The 19,831-nt window shown below is 71.3% G+C and carries 14 protein-coding genes; 10 read left to right on the top strand and 4 right to left on the bottom strand.

Annotation, left to right across the window (positions count from 1 at the left end):
- Positions 1-453: 453 nt before the first annotated feature.
- The 3 genes from CA12_RS03990 to CA12_RS03980 all read right to left on the bottom strand — a co-directional run bounded on the left by CA12_RS03990 (position 454) and on the right by CA12_RS03980 (position 5,159).
- The gene (locus tag CA12_RS03990; protein WP_207622140.1) at positions 454-2,979 is read right to left on the bottom strand and encodes a M1 family metallopeptidase; all 2,526 of its coding nucleotides are present in this window, start codon (positions 2,977-2,979) and stop codon (positions 454-456) included.
- 212 nt (positions 2,980-3,191) lie between these two features.
- Positions 3,192-3,848, bottom strand: coding sequence for a 3-keto-disaccharide hydrolase (locus CA12_RS03985; RefSeq protein ID WP_145357591.1), 657 nt, complete (start codon positions 3,846-3,848; stop codon positions 3,192-3,194).
- Between the two features lie 126 nt (positions 3,849-3,974).
- Positions 3,975-5,159, bottom strand: coding sequence for a DUF6655 family protein (locus CA12_RS03980; RefSeq protein ID WP_145357590.1), 1,185 nt, complete (start codon positions 5,157-5,159; stop codon positions 3,975-3,977).
- A gap of 95 nt (positions 5,160-5,254) precedes the next feature.
- Between CA12_RS03980 and CA12_RS03975 the strand changes: the two genes are divergently transcribed.
- The 9 genes from CA12_RS03975 (at position 5,255) to CA12_RS03935 (ending at position 14,873) form a co-directional block, all read left to right on the top strand.
- Entirely contained in the window at positions 5,255-7,465 is a 2,211-nt protein-coding gene (locus CA12_RS03975) for a hypothetical protein (protein ID WP_145357589.1), read from the top strand.
- Between the two features lie 132 nt (positions 7,466-7,597).
- A complete protein-coding gene (locus CA12_RS03970) occupies positions 7,598-8,860 on the top strand; it encodes a Gfo/Idh/MocA family protein (protein WP_145357588.1) in 1,263 nt (420 codons plus the stop codon).
- A 111-nt stretch (positions 8,861-8,971) separates the two neighbouring features.
- Entirely contained in the window at positions 8,972-10,270 is a 1,299-nt protein-coding gene (locus CA12_RS03965) for a PQQ-binding-like beta-propeller repeat protein (protein WP_145357587.1), read from the top strand.
- Entirely contained in the window at positions 10,260-10,652 is a 393-nt protein-coding gene (locus tag CA12_RS03960) for a hypothetical protein (protein WP_145357586.1), read from the top strand. The genes CA12_RS03965 and CA12_RS03960 overlap by 11 nt, the downstream gene beginning before the upstream one ends.
- A complete protein-coding gene (locus CA12_RS03955; RefSeq protein WP_145357585.1) occupies positions 10,649-11,053 on the top strand; it encodes a hypothetical protein in 405 nt (134 codons plus the stop codon). Before CA12_RS03960 ends, CA12_RS03955 begins: the two co-directional genes overlap by 4 nt.
- 12 nt (positions 11,054-11,065) lie before the next feature.
- The gene (locus tag CA12_RS03950) at positions 11,066-11,584 is read left to right on the top strand and encodes a hypothetical protein (protein WP_145357584.1); all 519 of its coding nucleotides are present in this window, start codon (positions 11,066-11,068) and stop codon (positions 11,582-11,584) included.
- 52 nt (positions 11,585-11,636) lie between these two features.
- Complete coding sequence (locus CA12_RS03945; RefSeq protein ID WP_145357583.1) at positions 11,637-12,119, top strand: hypothetical protein; 483 nt, start codon at positions 11,637-11,639, stop codon at positions 12,117-12,119.
- A gap of 47 nt (positions 12,120-12,166) precedes the next feature.
- The gene (gene recG, locus CA12_RS03940) at positions 12,167-14,287 is read left to right on the top strand and encodes an ATP-dependent DNA helicase RecG (protein WP_145357582.1); all 2,121 of its coding nucleotides are present in this window, start codon (positions 12,167-12,169) and stop codon (positions 14,285-14,287) included.
- Positions 14,288-14,477: 190 nt separating this feature from the next.
- Positions 14,478-14,873 carry a hypothetical protein gene (locus CA12_RS03935; RefSeq protein WP_145357581.1) on the top strand — a complete coding sequence of 132 codons (396 nt, stop codon included), beginning with the start codon at positions 14,478-14,480 and terminating at the stop codon, positions 14,871-14,873.
- Between the two features lie 15 nt (positions 14,874-14,888).
- Here the strand turns inward: CA12_RS03935 and CA12_RS03930 are convergent, their stop codons facing one another.
- On the bottom strand, positions 14,889-17,222 hold the full coding sequence (locus CA12_RS03930; protein WP_145357580.1) for a TolC family protein: 2,334 nt from the start codon (positions 17,220-17,222) through the stop codon (positions 14,889-14,891).
- A gap of 199 nt (positions 17,223-17,421) precedes the next feature.
- On the opposite strand from CA12_RS03930, the gene CA12_RS03925 reads away from it, so the two are divergent.
- Entirely contained in the window at positions 17,422-19,776 is a 2,355-nt protein-coding gene (locus tag CA12_RS03925; protein ID WP_145357579.1) for an HlyD family efflux transporter periplasmic adaptor subunit, read from the top strand.
- Positions 19,777-19,831: the final 55 nt, after the last annotated feature.

Below are 19,831 nucleotides of genomic sequence, written 5' to 3'. Positions count from 1 at the left end.
GTTTGCCGATCCGCGGGGACCGACGGAGTTTTATGACTCAGAGCGGGACGGTCACGGACTTCCTCGCCTGTTGAACGCGTCGGGGCCGCACGCCTGCGCGGAAGGGCGTTGCGGCCGTCGCCTCGGTCCGTCGGACGGCCCGTTACGTGCCGCCGGCGCGGCCGCGGCGGTCTCGGCTCCCGTGGCCGACGGGCAAAGCGCTTTGGCTGCGCTCAAACTTTCTCACCTCGCCTTTCCCCTGGACATTCGCCTGACGTGGGCCGCGACCCTGTCGCGTCGCTGCGTCTCGCCCCCCGCCGCGGCGCCGCACGACCGGCGACAGAACGGACCGGCAAAACGCAGCCGGGCGTCGAGCGGCAGCCGTTCGTCGCCGAATTGAAAACGCGGAAATGAAGCCGGGGGCGTCCGTCGCGCGGACGCCCCCGGTCGTGATTTCTCCGCTGATCGCCGGCGTCAGTCGCCGGAGGCTTCGGACCGCGGTGCCTCCGCCTCGGCCTTCTCCTCGGCCGCTTCCTCGGGGTCTTCGGTGTCCGTCTTCGCGGCTTTCTCCGCTGCGGCCTTCTCGGCGGCCGCCTTCTCTTTCGCGTCCTCCGCCTCGGCTTCGCGAGCCTCCTGCATCGGGTTTTTGTCGGACTTCTTCTTGAAGAGTTTGAAGCGGCTCTCGACGATTTCCCGGGGCAGCATATTGTCGCTGCGGTCGACGTCCGCGGTCTCGCGGTTCGGGTCCAATTCGACCTTTTCGATCGCCTTTTTTCGCATCAACACCTTCGTGACCTTCTGGTTGTTCGCCCTCCAGATCTCGGCGGGGATGCGGACCTCCTCGGTCGAACCGTCCGCGTAGGTCAGCTTCAGGATCACCGGCATCGGCAGGCCGCCGTCGTTGGTGAGGTCCATTGCGTAGAACTTCGCGTCGTTCTTGAGCAGGCGGAGCTGCTCCTCGTTCAGGCCCTCGAGGAACTCCTTATAGGTCTTGATCTGCTTTTTGGTCGCCTTCAACTCGTCGTAGGAATTGTAGAAGTCCTCCAGCTCCGGGAACGAGTCAATCCGCTTGGGCAATTCTTCGTTTCGCAGGTCGGAGAGGGTCTTGGGTTCGGCCTCCTCCTCGGTCCGTTCGCGGTTCTCTTTCTCCACGGGATCGCCGGCGTCCACGGTGTAGACCCGCAGGTTGGAAACGCCCAGGTCCACGTGGGAGGTCGTGTAGAACCAACCCCGCCAGAACCAATCGAGGTCCCGGCCGCTGGCGTCCTCCATCGTGCGGAAGAAGTCGGCGGGCTCCGGGTGCTTGAACTTCCAGCGGCGGGAGTAGGTCTTGAAGGCTTTATCGAACAGCTCCCGGCCGAGGACCGTCTCCCGCAGGATGTTCAACGCCGTGGCCGGCTTGGCGTAGGCGTTGGCGCCGAATTGCAGCAGGCTCTCGGAGTTCGTCATGATCGGCACCTGGTTGGTGCTCTTCATAAACGTCGTGATGTCCTCCGGCCGGCCGCGGCGGGAGGGGTATTCGTCCTCCCATTCCTGCTCCGCGAGGTACTGCAGGAAGGTGTTGAGCCCCTCGTCCATCCAGGTCCAGCGGCGTTCGTCGCTGTTGACGATCATCGGGAACCAGTTGTGCCCGACCTCGTGGATCACCACGGAGATCAGGAAGTATTTCGTGCGGGCGTCGTAGGTGCCGTCCTCCTCCGGCTTGGGGCCGTTCCAGCAGATCATCGGGTACTCCATCCCCCCGCCGACGACCCCGTAGACGCTGATCGCGTTGGGGTACGGGTAGGGGAAGGTGAACTTGCTGTAGACCTCGATGCAGTGGGCGATCGCCTGGGTGCTGTACTGGCTCCACAGCGGTTCGCACTCGCTGGGATAGAGGCTCTGGCACATGGTGAAGTGCTCTCCGCTCTTCGCGTCTTCATCCGGGACGGTGTTGCCCCAGGCGTCCCAGATGAACGCCCGGCTGGCGGTGAAGGCGAAGTCGCGGACGTTCTCCGCTTTCCAATGCCAGCTTTTCGTCCCGCCGCCCTCGTTGCGGGTCTTGCGGGCCTCGTCGGATTCCGCCCGGGTCACGATGAAGACGGGGGCCTTCGACGTCTTCGCCGTTTCCAGGCGGTCGCGCTGGGTCTGGGTGAGACACTGGGCGGGGTTCTGGAGCACGCCGGTCGCGGAGACGACCAGGTCGGCGGGGCAGGTGATCGTCACGTCGTAATCGCCCAGTTCCAGGGCGAATTCGCCGCGGCCGTAGTACTGCTTGTGCTGCCAGCCGACGGCGTCGCCGTAGACGCACATGCGGGGGAACCACTGGGCGATGCAGAACAGATCGTTGCCGTCCTCCAGCGGCTCGTAGCCGGTGCGGCCGCCGATTTCCTCGCTGTTGTTCAGCGTGAAATGCCAGGCGACGTTGAAGGTGTAATTCGCCCCCGGCTCCAGCGGCTTGGGGAGGTCGACGCGCATCATCGTGTCGACGACGGTGTACGGCAGGTCGGCGCCGCCCTGGCCGCGGGGGCCGACGGCGACCTTGTCGATCTTAAATCCGCCGTCGAACGTCTCCGCGGCGAGCATCTGCTTCAGGGCGTCGAAGGTCATGTCCTCCGACAGATCGTCCGGCCCGGTGGCGGTGCGGCGGGCGAGGCTGTCCGGGGTGAACAGGTTCGCGTCGAGCTGCAACCACAGGTATTCCAGCCGGTCGGGGCTGTGGTTGTGGTAGACGATCGTCTCGGCGCCGGTGAGGGTGTGCTCCTCCTCGTTCAGCGTGACGGCGATGTCGTAGTCGGCCCGCTGCTGCCAGTACTCATGCCCCGGGGCCCCGCTGGCGGTGCGGTAATCGTTGGGGGTGGGCAGGATCTCCGTCAGTTCGCGGAAGCTGTCCGCCTGGCCGTACTTGGCGTTGTCCGGGATCGGCCCGTTGTCCTTCGTCGGCGAGAGTTGCCCGAAGGCCGACGGACCGAACGCCGCGGCCCACAGGACCGCGGCGGAGAGAAGCAAAGAACGGGTCATCGGCAGGCGGTTTTCAGCGGCGGGACGACGGCCGGAACGCGCGGGCGACGCCCCGGGGAAGGCGAAACGACTGTAGCGACAAGGGTAGCCCGGGGGGCCTGGGGGGCTCAACCGGGGCGGGGTCGAAGCGGCGATTGAACAGCGCCCGCGTCCGGCAAAACCGGACGCGGGCGTAACATCGAAGAACGACGGGGAGCCGGCGGGGGCGACCGTTACTCGTCGCCGCTCAGCGGGGTCAGCACGATCTCCCGATATTCAATCGGCGCCCCCTCGCTTTGCAGGCAGACGCTGCCCTCGGTCACGCTGCTGTCGAAGCCGTAGTTCACCAGCTGGCCGTTCACCAGCACGGTGATCGTGGCGTCGCGGCAGATGACGGTCATTTCGTTCCATTCGCCGGGCGGGTTCTCGGCGCCGTCGACGAAGTTCAGGTGGCGACGGCCCTGCACCATTTTCTCGTAGCCGGGCACGCCTTCGAGCGGGATCGAGATCTCGCTGCCGATCACCCAGAAGTCGCCGGCGTTTTCGCTGGCGAGCTGCACCTCCTGGCACTTCGGCCACACGCCCAGGGCGTTCGGGGTCGTGGCGTGCACCAGCACGCCGTTGTTGCCGGGGGTCCCGGTCCAGCGCCACTTGACGGACAGCTTGTAGTTCTTGAAGGATTTGTCCGTCCTGATATAGCCGCTGGGCTTGCCGGTGCAGCTCAGGACGCCGTCCTTGGCGCTCCAGACGGTCGCCGGGTCGACGTCGTCTTTAGAGAGCACGGGCGTCCAGCCGCTGAGGCTGGAGCCGTCGAACAGCTCGATCGGTTCGGCGGCGGGATCCGCGAACCCGGGGGCGCAGAGGAGGGCGAGCGTGAGAGCGGCGGACATCGGGCGAGCTCGGGCGAGACGAACGGGAACCGCTCGCCAGTGGACCGGGCGACGCTCCGCGGCGTCAAGCGGGGCCGTCGCGGCCCCGCCCGGGGAGCGACGCGCCGGGATCGGCCCGACGGCCAGCTAGGTCGCCGCCGGCGGGTCGGCCGGCTTCGGGTCGGCGTCCGCGTCGGCGGTTTTCTGGTCCTCGTCCTGATCCTCTTTCGGAGAGGCCTTTTCGGCGGTCTCCGCGGAGGGCTTTTTGTCGGCGGCCTTGTCCTCTTGCGCCGGCTTGGCCGGTTGCTTGTCGGCGTCGTCGGCCGGCTTCTCGGCGGAGGCCAGTTTGACGCCGTCGTCTGTCGGGGAGACCGGCTCCGTCGTCGGGACCGGCTCCGGCGGGGGGGCATCGAAGCCGTAGACGCGGGTCTCGTTATAGTTGTCCAACGAGGCGATCGGATCGAACTCGCCGTCGCGCTCCTTTCGGCGGAGCCACTTCGGCACGATGGAGACCCGTTCGCCCGCGAACCGGGTGCCGTCGTAAATCTGGCCCTTCTCGAAGGGGCCGGCTCCCAGCAGCCAGGTGTGGGAGGCTTCGGAGTTGGCGGCGGCCTCGCCGCTCTGCCAGACGATCTCCCGCCGCTCCCGGTGGTAGGCGAACAGGTGCAGCTTGGTGGCGGCGTGCTCCTGGGACTTCTTGGCGAGCGACAGTTCCGGAATCGCGGGCAGCGGCGGGCTGTTCGGCACGAGGGTGGCGGCGGAGGACAGCAAGTTGTTCGCCGGCATGCCGTACACCACCTCGTGGGCGTCGCTGCCCACCGCCCCGGCTCGGGCCTCCACGACGAACTCCGCCGTCGCCGCCTTCTCCTCCAGCTTCGCCCCGGCGGCCATGAACTGCTGGCGGAGCGACCCGATCAGATAGTTCTGCCCGCCCACGCCCATGGCGTCCAGGTTTTTGTGCTCCAGCAGCTCGGTGTCCAGATAGACCGACCGCCCCTCGAACGGGGAGAGATCCAACTGCGCGACGGCCCGGTCGATGCTGTCCGCGGTGAGCAGTTGCTGGGTGGCCTCCCGGGTGATCGTCTTGCCGCAGCCGCTCAGTCCGCCCGCCGCCGCGGCCGCGCACAGCAGCGCCGCGACGCGGAGAGACGCGACACGCGAGAGCCGGCGCGGGGGCGTGACGGGACGGATGGCGGGGCGGGGGCGGGGGCGGCAGACTGTGCGGTCGGCCGCCGGGACCGGCGGGTCGATTCGCCGCGTGGGGCGGCGGGACGGTCGATGGATCGGGGAAACCCGGCCCTCGTCCGTCCGGAGGGAGGTTGGTGCTAGCACATCGCCGTTCCCTCGCCAATGCCCGCGCGCGACGGTTCGTCCGGTTTCCCCTGACCCTGATCCCGCTCACCGTACTCCAGCCCCGGACCGCCCGGATGCCCACCTCGCCTCCTGCCGTCCGCACGCTTGGCGGACGCCCCCGCGCCAGTGCCCGAGACGATCGCTCCCGTGACGACGCCCGGCCGGGCGCCTGCCACGACGCCCGACCGGACCGATCCGCGGACGAGTCGCCCTCCCGGTCGGAGGGGCCGCGGGAGGATCGCCCGCAGGCGACGGCGGAGCGAGACGAATCCCGCCCGGGCGCCGACGCCGGCGATCCGTGGGAGGCGCTGGCGCTGGCGGCGATGCGGACGGCCGTGCGGGCCGTCCGGGCGGCGGACGACGGCTGGGCCGCGAAACTGGCCCGCGTCGCCGCCGATCCGGGGGTCCGCGAGGCGTTGTGCGAACTGGCCGAGGCCGCCCGCCGCGCCGCCGAGGCCGCCCCGCCCGCCGCGACGGACGAGCGGTCCTCCGGCGGCGCCTCCGCCAAGGAAGGCTCCACCAAGGAAAAGGAAGAGGAGGCGCCGACCGGGGGAGCGCCGATCGGGGGAGCGCCGGGCGGCGAGTCGTTGGACGGTCGCGCCGTCTCCTCCGCGACGTCGGCGGTGACGGCACGGATCGCGACGCCGGCCCCGGTCGCCCGGCCCCCGGCGAAGCCGTCGCCGGACGAAGCCGCCGCGCCGCCGCCCCCGGAACCGCGGGCCTCCCTGGGCGAGATTCAGGAACGCCTCACGCTGGGGGCGAGCGCCGCGGCACCCGCGGCCGCCGCCGGGTCGCTGACCGCGGAACTGGACGAGGCGTCCACCCTGCAATCCGAGGACGTCCGCGGGCTGGCGAGGATTCCGGACCGCTGCCGCACCAAGGCCCACGCGCTGCGGTGGGCGGCGGATCGCCTCGCCGCGGGCGCGGAGACCGGCCCGCTGCGGACCCGGCGGGAGGCGCTGGAGGCGACCGCCGACCCCGGGGACGCGCTCTGGCCGCTGCTCGAGCCGGCGCCGCCGGGCTCCGCCCCGGCGGACTACGTGCGCGCCGCCGCGGTCTTCGAGGTGCTCGCCGACGCCGCCCTGCTGCTGGACGCCGCCCTGGAACGGTATCTCTCCGCCGTCGAGGGCGACGGCCACGCGGCGCAGCGGGGGGAGGAGCTGGATCACCTCAAAGCCGCGTTGGACCTCACCGCGGAGGCTCAGTCGATGGCGTTGATCGTCGTGCGGAACCTGCGGGAGAAGCCGGACCGGGATCAGGTGGCGGTCTATAAAACGATCCGGGACATTTCCGACGCCCGCACCGGGATCGCCTACTTCATCCGCAATTATCTGCGGGAGGGCAGCCACGCGGACCCGTTCGACCACGCGGATCTGGCGTCGCGGATTCATTCGGCGGCGGCGGCCCGCGGGCGGGGGAAGGCGGAGCGGGAGGCGTTCAAGAAGTTCGCCTACGCGGCGGCCAAAGCCGCCTCCCACGCCGAGGACGAAATGCCGGACCGCTTCGACTATCACGCCGGCCGGATGGGCAAGTTCGCCGCCCGGCTGCTGGCGCTGGGCGTGCCGCCCAGCGACGTCCGGTTCCGCGACGCCGTCCCGGACGACCTCGCCCCGCTGCGGGCCGCCGCCCGCCGTCTGGCCGACGCGAAGCCGGAGGAGGCCCAATCGAACGAGACGGAGTTAAACGGAACGGCGGAGGCCTCCGCCGAGCCCGGCGCCGCGTCCGTCGAATCGACCGAGGTGCGGGCCGCGGCCCTGGCCCGGGTGCTGGAATACCTGCCCGATCCGGCGGCGGACGCGGAGGAGGAGGACGACAACGCCGACGCCCCCGCGGTTCACCGCTACGCCGACAGCGTCGACGCCGCCCTCGCCCGGGCCGCGGAGGAGTTCCCGCAGGCGCTGGCCTTCGCCTTCAATTCCAAAAGCGTGCGGGAGGGCTACCCCTACCGGCGCCCAGACCGGGTCTATCTCGGCTTGAAGTTCCTCGCGACCACCCTGCGGGACGCCCTCGCCGGCCGGGCCTCCTGCACGGACCTGGACGCGGAGTGCGTGCGGCAATGCGGCCTGCATTACAGCCCGAACCAGTCCCCCAGCACGATGGGCCAGTTCCCGGAGGACTACCGCACCGTCTGGGGCGGGGAGGAGGTCCAACTGACCCGGCACCTGCGGGGCGGGAATAATAAGGACCCGCGGCTGTCGATCCGGCTGGCGTTTCATTACGACCGCGCGGCGGACACGATCGTCGTCGGCTATCTCGGCCAGCACCAACGCACCCGGGCCACCTGACGACCGCCTGACGACCACTTGACACTGCGGTACGAAAGCACGTGCGGCGCCCGGACGGGGCCGCTATGGTGACTTTCCCGCCGCGGCCCTCTCGCCTGACCGCATCCCCTGCCTTCCACCAGACTGCGAACCATGTCCGATCGTCGTACGTTCCTGTCCACCGCCGCCGCCGCCGGAGCGGCCCTGGGCGTCACCCCGCTGGCCGGGGCCCACGTTCAAGAGGGCGGCCCGCTGAGGATCGGGCTGGTCGGCTGCGGCGGCCGCGGCACCGGCGCCGCCGCCCAGGCGCTGCGGGCCGAGCCGAACGCCGTGCTGGTCGGCGTCGCCGATCCGTTTCAGGACAAGATCGACCGCTGCCTGCAGGGCCTGGCGGTCTCCGACGTCGCCGACCGCGTGAAAGTCACCCCGGAGACGGCGTTCCTCGGGCTGGACGGCTATCAAAAACTGATCGCCATGCAGCCGGACGTGATCCTGCTGGCGACCCCCACCTACTACCGGCCGGAGCACCTCGAAGCCTGCGTGGACGCCGGCATTCACACCTTCTTCGAGAAGCCCGTCGCCGTCGACGCCCCCGGCGTCCGCCGCGTGCTGGACACCATTCAGAAGGCGAAGGAAACGAACGTCGGCCTGCTGGGCGGCCTCTGCTGGCGGTACGACACCCGGATGGTCGACCTGGTCAAGCGCCTGCAGGACGGCGCGATCGGCGACTTCGTCGCCCTCGATTCGATCCGCCACAGCGACTACGAACGCACCCTGCCCAAGCGGGACGAATGGAGCGATACGGAGTGGAAGCTCCGCAGCTGGTATAACCTCATCTGGCTGTCCGGCGACTTTATCGTGGAGCAGTTCGTCCACGACCTCGACATGCTCTGCTGGGCGAAGGGCGAATACCCGCAAAGCTGCATCGCCACCGGCGGGCGGATCAACCGCGTCGGCGAGGCGAACGGCAACATCTACGACCACTTCGCCTGCGTTTATACGTTCGGCGACGGCGTGACCATGCACGCCACCACCCGTCAGCAGCCCGGCACGCCCGGCAAGTACCGCAACCTCGTGTACGGCACGAAGGGCACGTCGGACCTGATGAAGTTCCAGATCACCGGCGAGAACGAGTTCCGCAACCGCGACCGCGGCGTCACGCAGATGCACCAGGCCGAACACGACGTGTTCTTCGCGGCCCTGCGGAAGGGCGAGACGCCCAACGACGTGGATTATATGGCCCTCTCCACCCTCTGCGGCATCCTCGGCCGCGACGCCGCCTACACCGGCGAGGAGATCAGCTGGGAGCAGATGCTCACCAGCAACAAGCAGTACGGCCCGGACACGGTTTCCAGCATGGATCAGCAGCTGGAAGTCCCGCCCACGCCCGTGCCCGGCAAGACGCGGTTCGCCTGAGCGATCGCCCCGGCAAACCGACGATCCGGTTGACGAACGCCCCGCCGCGGCCCCCGCCGCGGCGGGGCGTTGCGTCTACACTCCGGGACCCGCCCCGTTCGGATCGCCCGCATGTCCGCCTCGCTGCTGCCGTTCGCCGTTCTGCTGCTCGCCGCCGGCCCGGCGGGGGACGCCTCGACCGGCTGGGATCAATGGCGCGGCCCGACCCGCGACGGCCGCACCGCAGTGACGCTGCCGGCGTCGCTGGACGAGGCGACGGTGAAAGAGGCGTGGCGCGTCCCGCTGGGGGCGAGCTACTCGGGCCCGGTGCTCGGCCCGGACGGGCAGGGCGGCACGCGGGTGTATACAACGGAAGCCGTCGGCAACACGTTCGAAGCCGCCAAGGCCTTCGACGCCGCCACCGGCAAGTTGCTGTGGGAGACGCAGTGGAAGGGCTACCTCAGCGTGCCCTTCTTCGCCAAGGCCAACGGCGACTGGATTCGCAGCACCCCGGCGCTGCAGGTCGACGAGAACGGCCAGGGTCTGTTATACGTCGCCGGGATGCGGGACGTGCTGGTCGCGCTGGACGCCGCCACCGGGGCGGAGCACTGGCGGGTCGACTTCGCCGCCCGGGCCGACTCCGAGCCGGAGATGTTCGGCCACGTCGCCAGCCCGCTGGTGCATGAGGGGGCCGTCTACGCGCACACGATCGCGGGCTTCAGCAAGCTGGACGCCGCCTCCGGGGAGGTGCTCTGGACCGTGCTGGGCGGCGACCCGGAGAACGACGGCGCCTTCTCCTCCCCGTTCGTCGCCACGATTGGCGGGACGCCGCAGATTCTCGTGCAGGCCCGCACCAAGCTCTGCGGCGTCGATCCGGCGGACGGCGAAATCCTCTGGTCGGAGCCGGTCCCGGCGATGCGCGGCATGAACGTCCTCACTCCCACCGTGCTGCCGGCGGACGGCCGCGGCGACGCCGTCCGCATCCTCACCAGTTCCAACGGCGGCGGGACGATGCTGTATGAAGTGACGAAGCGGGGCGACGAAGACTGGACTGTCGCGACCGTCTGGGAGAACAATCGCCAGGGCTATATGAGCAGCCCGGTCGTGATCGACGGGATCGTTTATCAGCACCTCAAAACCGACCGCGTCGTCTGCTACGACGTGAAGACCGGCGAGGCGGCCTGGACCAGCACGCCGTTCGGTTCGTACTGGTCGATGGTCACGGACGGGAAGCGCATCCTGGCCCTCGACGCCGACGGCGACCTGATGCTGATCGCCGCCGACCCGACCGAATTGAAGGTCCTGGACGAACGCCACGTGACCGACGCCACCAGCTGGGCGCACGTCGCCGTGGCCGACAAGACGGGAACTGCCGGGGGCGGCCGCATCCTCGTGCGGGCGTTGGACGAGCTGATCGCCCTTGAGTTCTGAACCCGCCGCCGCCGACCCGTTCGCCCAAAGCCCGCCGACGCTGCGGAGGCGGATCTGGGGCTGTGTCTGGCTGGCGGCGCTGCCGGTCGGGGCGGCGTGCGGGAACTTCGCCGTGCTGGTGCTCCTCACGCACCCGCGGTCCCCGTTGCTCTCCGGCCTCGCGTCCGAAGCGTTGCGAGCCGTGACGAGGGGGCTGGAAAAGGAAGGCGTCCTCGCCGCGCTCGCCGCCCCTGGCGCGTTGGCGGGATTCGCCTACCTGGGGTGGCGGGCCAGATCGAACGCCCGCGGCTGGGCGTTCGCGGCGGGCTACGCGGCGGCCGCTTGGGTCGTGCTCACCCTCCTGTTGATCGGCCTCCTCAAAATCGCGCGGGCGGTCTTGTGAACGCGTCCCGCTCCGATCGCCGCCCCGTCTGGCCCGGCGGGGCGGCGCTGTGGCTGTGGGCGGCGCCGTTCCTGATGACGTGCGGAAACTTCGGCCTGCTGCTCGTCGTCGCTCTGCCGTCGTCTCCGGCCGCGTTGAAAGAAGTGGACCACTGGCTGGGCCATCGGCAACAGGACCTCGGCGGCGGGCTGTTCGGCGACGCGGTCCTCATGGCGGCGCTGAGGGCGTCGGCGGCGCTGAGGGCGTCGGCGGCGCTGCCGGGTGTCGCCTACCTGCTCCGGCGGGACGGGGCGACGCCGCAGGGTTGGCGGAACGCGGCGCTATACGCCGCCGCGGCGTGGGCGGCGACCACGGCCGCCGCCCTCGGGTTGTTGGTCGGGGGGCGCAGCGTGAACTTTTGATCGGGAACCGGGATGAACTCTCACGACGATTGGCCGCCCGACGCGGCGCTTCCTCCGGACGACCCGCTCGCCGAGGCCCGGCCGCGGTGGTGGGGGACGACGCCCGCCGTTGTCCCGCAGCCGTGGTGGGCGAACCTGAAGCCCCGGCGCCGCGACGTGACCGGGCTGCTGGACCGCGACGGGGCGGGCGCCGGCGAGTGGCGCGCGATCGTCTGGCTGGGGGCGCTGCCGATGGCAATCGTGGCGGGGACCTTCGCCCTCCTGCTGGTCTGCGACGCGTACCGCGTCGACCCCGTTTGGCGCTGGGTGAACGACCTTTACCGCTTCGGCGGGGAGGGCGTGGCGGGGGACGCGCTGGTGATGGGCCTGTGCTCCGTGCCCGCCACCGCTGCGGGCTGCGTTTGGCTACTCTGGCGCGGCCGGGCGGACGCGGCGGCGTGGCGGGCGGCGGCCGTTTACGCGGTCGTCGGCGGCGTGTGGTGGCTGGGCGTCGGGCTGGCGACGATCGCGTCGCTCCGCTCGTTCTTCTGATCGACCCGCCCCCGAGCCGAATCGCGGCCGTCTGGCTTAGCATGGAATCGCAATGGCCGACGACCCGCTCGCCGACGACCTGCAGGCCGAGGCCCGGCCGCGGTGGTGGGGCGTCACGCCCGCCGTCGTCCCGCAGTCGTGGTGGACCGACTGGCGACCCCGCCGGTCGGACTGGGCGGAGATCCTCGAACCGACGCCCTTCGACCCCGCGGGGCCGTGGCGGCGGGCGGCCGTTTGGCTGGCGGGGGCGCCGCTGCTCACGATCGTGGTGACGTACGTCCTGCTGGTCCTGTGCATGCGCGTCCCCATCGAACCGATCCGGTCGATGATCAGGGCTGTGGAGGCGATCGGCGGGGATGCGGCCGTCGTGACGCTGATCGTGCTGACGGGACCGGCGGTCGGCTGCCGCTGGGCGCTCCGCCGTGGGCGGGGGAGCAAGGCGGCCCGTCGGGCGGCGGCGGTCTATCTTGTCGGCGTCGCGTGGCTGGTGGGCTCCGTGCTCGCGACGGGGGCGATTCTTGACGCGATGTTCTGACGCCGGCCCGCCGAGCCGAATTCACGCATTCCGCTTAGAATACGGGCATGGCCGACGACGTTCCCCTCGCCGACGATCCGCTCGACACCCCCGTGCAGTACGTCCGCGGCTGCGGCCCCCGCCGGGCGGCGCTGCTGGCCAAGCTGGACGTGCTCACCGTCCGCGATCTGCTCTTCCTGTTGCCGCGGGACGTGGTGGACCTGTCCGTCGCCACGAGCGTGGAGGAACTGGACGCCGACACGATCCACACCGTCCGCGGCGTGGTCCTCGACACCGACGCCCGCTCCACCCGCGGCGGGCGCATTCTGGTCAAGTCGATCGTCGAAACGTCGTCCGGCACGGTGCGGGCGAGTTTCTTCAACCAACGTTGGATGCTCAAAAAGCTCCCGCCGGGCACGCGGGTCATGCTCACCGGCAAGCCGAAACGCTACGACGGGGCCTGGGAGTTCTCCTCGCCGCAGGTGCAGGTTCTCGAGGGCGAACCCGGCGAGCCGGGGGCCGAGGACGTCGGCGGAATTGAACCCCGGTACGCCCTCACCGAGGGCGTCAACCAGCGGGGTTTGAACATGCTGGCGACGCGGGCGGTGGAGGGATTCGGCCAATATATTTGCGACCCGCTGCCCAAGGCGTTCCGCGATCAATACGGCCTGCCGCACCTCCGCGACGCCGCCGCCAACCTGCACGCCGCCCAGACGCTGGAGGACTTCAACGCCGCCCGGGACCGGGTGCTGTTCGACGACTTATTCGAGTTTCAACTGGGCGTGGCCCTGCGGCGTCGACTGTGGCGCAGCGGCGGGAAGGCGGACCCGCTGCCGGTCTCCGCCAAGATCGACGCCCGCATCCGCCGGCTGTTCCCGTTCGAATTCACCGACGGGCAGAACCAGGCCGTCAAGGAGATCGCCGCCGACCTGGCCAGCGAAATCGCCATGCACCGCCTGCTGCAGGCCGACGTGGGCGCCGGCAAGACGGTCGTGGCGCTTTACGCCATGCTGACCGCCGTCGCCCACGGCCGGCAGGCGGTCTTGATGGCCCCGACGGAGGTCCTCGCCAATCAACACTGGGCCACCGTGCAGCACGCGCTGGCCCACAGCCGGGTCGAACGCCGGTTACTGACGGGCCGGCTCACCGCCAAGAAACGCAAGGACCTGCGGGCCCGCATTAAAAGCGGGGCGGTGCAGATGGTGATCGGCACGCAGGCCCTCATTCAAAAGGGCGTGGAGATCCCGCGGCTGGGCGTCGCGGTGGTGGACGAACAGCACAAGTTCGGCGTCGCCCAGCGGGCCGCCTTCAGCGCCGGCGACCGCGACCCGCACGTGCTGGTGATGACCGCCACGCCCATCCCCCGCAGCCTCGCCCTCACCCAGTTCGGCGACCTGGACGTCACTACCGTCCGCGACCTGCCCCCCGGCCGGCAGCCGGTCGTCACCAGCCGCGTGCCCGGCCCCCAAGCCCGGCAGAAGACCTGGCATTTCATTCGGGAAAAGCTGGACGAGGGTCGCCAACTGTACGTCATCTGCCCGAAGGTCGGCGACGCCTCCGAGGCCAACGGCGACAGCGACGAACTCTCCGCCTCCGTCGAGGCGACGTTCAAAGAACTCGTCGAGGGGGAGTTAAAGGGCTACGCCGTCGGCCTGGTGCACGGCCGCATGGACGCGGACAAGAAGGACGCGGCGATGAGCGCCTTCAAAACCGGCGAGACGCGGGTTCTGGTCAGCACGACCGTGGTGGAGGTCGGCGTGGACGTGCCGAACGCGACGCTGATGGTGATACAGAAGGCGGAGAGCTTCGGCCTGAGCCAACTCCACCAGCTCCGCGGCCGCGTCGCCCGCGGCGCCCGGCGGGGATATTGTTTCCTCTATACGGACCAGACGTCGCAGACCGCCGCGGAGCGCCTGGGCGTGTTGGAGCGCACCACCGACGGCTTTCAAATCGCCGAGGCGGATTTTGCTCAGCGCGGCCCCGGCCACGTACTCGGCACCCGGCAGAGCGGCAAAAGCGCCCTCCGCGTCGCCGACCCGCAACGGGACCGGGAGTTATTGGAGATGGCCCGCCGCCGGGCCTTTCACCTCGTGGAGACCGGTTCCTTCGACCTGCCGGAGTGGGCGATGGTGAAGGCCGAAGTGCTGGACCGCTTCGGCGAGGTGCTCGAACTGGCGAAGACGGGATGAGCAGTCTTTGGAAGAGCTTGGAGTCCCTGCGTGAGCCCGAAGCGCAAGCTTCGGCAACGGCTCGGCGACGGGGCGGCGGCGCCCACGGCCGGAGCTTGCGCTCCGGGCTCACGAAGCCGCGACGCCCTGCTGCAGGGCGCCTTAGTTTTTGAGGTTGCGGAGCGATCGCGTGACGGGCTACGTCGGCGGGATGAATCCCTCTCGTTTCGCGTCTCGCTTCTATGTCGTCGGCGTGACGTTACTGGTCGCGGTCTGCCTGAGCACGTGGGCGATGGGCTGCGCCCGCTATGTGCTGAAGGAGGGCGACCGCGGCGTGGTGGCGGTCAGCGGGCCCGGCGGGCGGAAGAAGGCCGAGAAACTGATGGCCGAGCACTTCCCCGAGGGCTACGAAATCCTCCGGGAGGAGGAGGTCGTCGTCGGCCAGACGGTGAACTACGAGGAGGAAGTCAGTCCACTGGGCGTGCGGCTGGCCGGCGGCGAGGAGGGCGGCCTGCGGATGAACCTCGGTTCGGAGACCCGCGGCACCGAGACCGTCACCGACAAAACCGAATACCGCATCCACTACCGCCGCACGGGCTCCCCGTAACGGCGAGTGCCGCCCTCACAGCGACGCCCGGCCGGCTGGGGCTGCCGCGGCCGGTTCGTTGACGGCTTCGCCAGCCGGCTCGAGGAGCGGCGCCGCTTCGGCGGGCGGCGCGGCGGCGGCGGGGCGGTTGGTGGAGGGGCTCGTTTCCGCGTCCGAGTCGACCGGGGCGTCGCCGCCGGGCGGGGGGAGCGGGTCCTCCGGCAGGAACGTCGGCGGATCGGTCTGCAACAGCGGGGCCGGGCCGTCGGCCGCGTCGTCTAACGCTGGCAACGGGGCCGGGGCGGGCAGCAGGTCCGCCGGCGCCGGCATCGGCGCCGGCGGGGCGAACGCGTCGCCGGGGGCGGAGACGCTCGGCCCCGCGGCCCCGCCGTCGGCCAGCAAGACTTCGTGGTATTGCAGCAGTTCGCCGGTCTCGAAGAACACGTTTTTAATCGCCACCTCGTACGCCGCCTTGGCGCTGAAGACGGCCAGTTCCGAATCGGTCACCCGCCGCTGGGCGTCCAGCAGGCGGTCGAGCTCGCCGAAGTCGCCCACGCCGCCGACGGCCTCGTCGTCCGGCGCCTCGCCTTCCAAGGTCGGCCGGGCGAGGCCGAAGCGGTTCTCCAGCGAATCCAGCAGTTCCACCGCCGCGGCGTGCCGGTTCAGGCTGGTTTGCAGGCTCTGGTAAGCCCGGTCCTTCTCGGCGACGGCGTTGGACAGGTCGTACATGACCTGCCGTTCCTGCTCGCGGAGCAGGGCCCGCTCCCGGGCGATCTGCAATTCGGCGTTTTGAACCGCGGCGTGGGCGCGGCGGAAGCCCAGCGGCACGCTGAACTCCAGGCCGGCCTCCCACTCCTGAAAATCGCCGCTGTCCAGCGTTTCAAACGCTTCACTGCCCCGGAGCTGCGGCCCGGGCGGCCCCTCGGCGGCGCTGACGAGCCGGTCCCCGAACCCGCGGACCCGGTAGCGGGCGACGGCGTCCAATTGCGGCGAGAGGAAGTTCTGGGCCGCGGTCAGTTCCATCTCCGCCCGGCGGACGCGTAACCGCTGCGCCCGCAGTTCCGGCCGGGCGTCGAGGGCGCGGCCGGCGATCGTGCCCCAGTCGAACAACACCTCCGCGGGGACGGCCGGGCCGTCTTCCGCGGGCCGCAGCGCGCGGGGTTCGTTTAGCGGCACGCCCATCAGCAGGCGCAGCCGGCGTTCGGCGGTCTGCACGCCGCCGCCGCCGCGGAACGTCCCGCCGCCCCGGCCGGCTCCGGTGAAGGTATATTCGATCGGACGGCCGGCGAGGGCCTCCTCCACTTCCTCCTGGAAGCGGAAATATTGTTCGCGGACGAGGGCCTCTTTTTCGGCGTCGGAGCCGCCGAGCCCCTCGGCCCGGTCGCGGAAGGCCTCGGCGACCAGCACCGCCCGATCGCGGGCCTGCCGCTTGGCGTTGAGGTTGCGGTAGGCGTAGACCAGTTCCCAATAGGCGTTGGTCACGTCGCTGACGAAGTCGCGCAGGCCGGTTTCGAATTCCGTCTGGCTGATTTCGTGATTGACCCGGGCGATCACCACGCCGTTATAAAAGCCCGGTTCGCCGTCCGGGCCGGCGATGCGATTAAACGTCACGCCGCCGCCCCGCAGCAGGGGATGGCGAGCCTCCGCCTCGGCGTAGGTGTCGTAGGCGCTGGGGAACAGGTTCGCCGGGGCGTTGTTGTTGTCGTATTCGGTCAGTTGCCGCAGGGCGAACCGGGTGCCGGTCGCGGAGACCTTGCTCAGTTCGGCCCGGGAGGTGACCAGGTCCTGTTGGAATTGCTGCACGCCGCCGCCGGCGAACTGGTTGTTAATGACGCGGTCGTTGTTCTGACCGAACAGCCCGGCGGTGAATTGGGCGTCGAACTCCGCGAGGGCCGCCTCCGGGCCGAAGCGGGCGTCGGTGTATTGCAGGGCCGGGTCGAACCGCGTCTGCACGCTGTCCGGGTTCCGCAGCACCGCGGCGCCGAGGTCCCGGGCCACCGTGCTGTTCTCCACGGCGAAGGCGATCGCCTCCTGCAGCGAGACGTCCCAGTGCTCGACGGGCGCGTCGGCGTCGCGGATCGTCCGGGGGGCGAAGCCCAGCGTGGTGCGGGGGTCGTGCTCGGAGGCGGGGTTCGGCAGGACGTCCGGCAGGCGGGGAGCCTGCGGGACCTGTTCCAACGCCACATGGCGATCCGCCCCGGTGAGGCGCACCGCGTCGATCGCGGAGCAGCCCCCGCCCGTCGCCGCCAGCCCGGCCAGGCAGAGGGTCCCCAGCGCTCGCCGCCAGCGTCGGGCGGCGGCCGGAGGGCCGAGCCCAATTCGCTGACCGGAGCGACGACGGGCGGCGACGGCCGGTCGGGGCGCGGGCATGAGAACGGTCGAAGGAGGATGCACGGCGGTGCGGCGGGGCCGCAGACTTTCCAGAAGATCGGGCGACCGGAGGAACCGGCTTCACCGGAACGGTCTCCCCGACAATTAGATTGATCGGAACAGCCGGCAGGGTCGCCGGGGGTGCGGCGCCGCGGGGGACTGCGGGGACGCTTCCGTCCAGTTTTGATCCCTATTAACGATGCAGGCCGCAGCCGCCACGGGCGAGGTTTGCGCCGTCGGCGGACTCGGGCAGGATGGCGTCGGCCGGCTTCGCGCCCGTTCCTTCGCCCCCGCCGCTTTTCTCCCCCGAGTCGCCGCCCTGAGCGTCGCCCCGTCCGCCGCCGGCTCGTCCCCGCGTCGCGGGTCGGCGGAGGGGGCGTCCGTCGCCGTCGCCCCGCCCCCCGGCGGCTGGGCGGACGTGGAACGGATGCTGGATGAAGCCGCCGCGCTGGTGCGGGCCGATCTGCCGGCCGCCGCGGTGGAGGCGGCGTTTCTCAATCGCCTCTGCCGCGGTTCCCGGGCCGCCGGCGCCGCGATCTGGGACGTGACGGGGGACGCCCGGGAGGGACGAACCGCCCGCCGCTCTGCCGTCAGCGGGGCGCTGGCCGACGCCCCGGAACGTGCCGGTCTGATCGCCGCCGCCTCCGGGCGACCGCCGGCGCTGGTCCCGCCGCTCGCCCCCGGTGCTGGCAACGAAGACGCCGACGCGGACGATCCCGGCGACGGCAACCCGACCCGCTTCGCTCTCGCCCTCTGCCCAATCGCGGCCGGCGGGGGCGGGGCGGGGGGGACCGCGGGGGCGGTGCTGGAGGCGGCGTTCGACCCGGCGGAGGTCGGCGGCGGGGAGGCGTTGGCCCTGGAGGCCGTGCGGGCCTTCGCGGAGATCTGGGAGGAGGCCCGCACCCGGCGGGAGGTCGCCCGGTTGCGGGAGGAACTGGCCCGGCAGCGGGCGGCGGCGGCGTTCGCGGCCCGGCTGCACGCCGCCGGCGATCTCGCCGCGACGGAGCGCCTGCTCGCCGACGGCGGGCGGGCCGCGACGGGCGCCGACCGCCTGGCCGTCGCCGCCCCGGCCAGCGGCTGGCTGGGGGGCGGGGCCTTCGGGGGGGGCAACGTGCGGGTGCGGGCGATCAGCGACGCCGCCGTGCTCGACCGCCGGGCCGGCGGGGTGCGTTCGCTGGAGCAACTGGCCGTCGCCGCCCTCCGCGGCGCCCGGGCCGCCGGCCGGGATCGGTTCTCCTCGGGCGAAGAGCTACCCCCCGCCGGCGGAACCCGCCGCGCCCGGCGGGCCGCGTTGAAGGTGGCCGGGGCCTTCGCCGATCACCTCTCCGAAAGCGGCGCCGCCCGCACGGAGATCGTCGTGCTCCGCGACCCCGGCCACGACCCGGAGACCCACGGCGCCCCGGTGGGCGTGCTGATCGCGGACCTCTTCCCCCAGTCCAAAGAGCCGGCCGCCGACCGGCCCGCGGAGGCGGTCGCGGCGCTGGAGGCCCTCGCCCCGCACGCCGCCGCCGCCCTGGCCCGGGCCCGCTCCGCCCGCCGCGGTCCGCTGGGGCGCACGGTCCGCTGGCTGACGGCCCCGCTGCGACGCACCCGGCTGCCGTGGACCGTCCCGCTGGCGCTGGCCGTCGCGGGGCTGGCGGCGGCCCTGGTGTGGGTTCAGGCCCCGTTCGACGTGACGGCCCGGGGCCGGCTGGTGCCGGTCGTCTCCCGGGACGTCTTCGCCCCCCGCGACGGCATCGTGCGGGACTTGAAGGTGCAGCACGACAGCCCCGTGCAGGCCGGCGACGTGCTGGCGGTCCTCGCCGACCCCACCCTGGAACTGCGGGCCGAGGAACTGGCCGGCGAGGCCGACACCGCCGTCCAGCGGCTCGCCGCGGTACGGGCCGAACGAGCCGCCGGCGCCGCCGCCCGGGTTCCGGGGACCGGCGGCGGGGAAGGGGCCGGTCGCCTCGCCGCGGAGGAGCGGGAACTGGTCGAACGGCTGGCCCACCTCGCCGTGCAGGCCGAACTGTTGGAGGCCCAGCAGCAGGAACTCACGGTGACCAGCCCCATCGCCGGCCGGGTGCTGACGTGGGGCCTCACCGAACGCTTGCCCGGCCGGCCAGTCCCGCGGGGGGCCCGTCTAATGACCGTCGCCGACACCGCCGGCCCCTGGCGCCTGGAATTATTCGTCCCCGACCGCCACGCCGGGCCCCTGCTGGACGCCGCCGCGGAGCAGCGGGAGGCGAACGGCGGGAATGAACCGCTGGCGCTGCCGGTGACGTATCTGCTCGCTGCGGACCCCGGCCCGACCTATACCACGACGGCGAGCCGCCTCGACCCGACGGTCGAACCCCACGCCGCCGGCCCCGCGGGCGCCGGGGCCGGCGGCGTGGAGCCCAGCGTGCGGGTGTTCGCCCCGATCGGCGTGCGGATCGAGGGGCCGGCGGCGTTCGACGTCCGCACCCGCCCCGGGGCGACGGTCGTGGCCCGCATCCGCTGCGGCGAGCGGGCTTTGGGCTACGTCTGGCTGCACGACCTAATCGACGCCGCCCGCACCCGGTTGTGGTGGTGAGGCCAATTCCTCACCAACCCGACGCGTCAGCGAGGGCTGTTATCGAGCAACCGTG

The sequence above is a fragment of the Alienimonas californiensis genome (assembly GCF_007743815.1).
Classification (GTDB): Bacteria; Planctomycetota; Planctomycetia; order Planctomycetales; family Planctomycetaceae; genus Alienimonas; species Alienimonas californiensis.
Note: the sequence above shows the minus strand (reverse complement) of the source record. Positions and strands in the feature narration are given on the sequence as shown.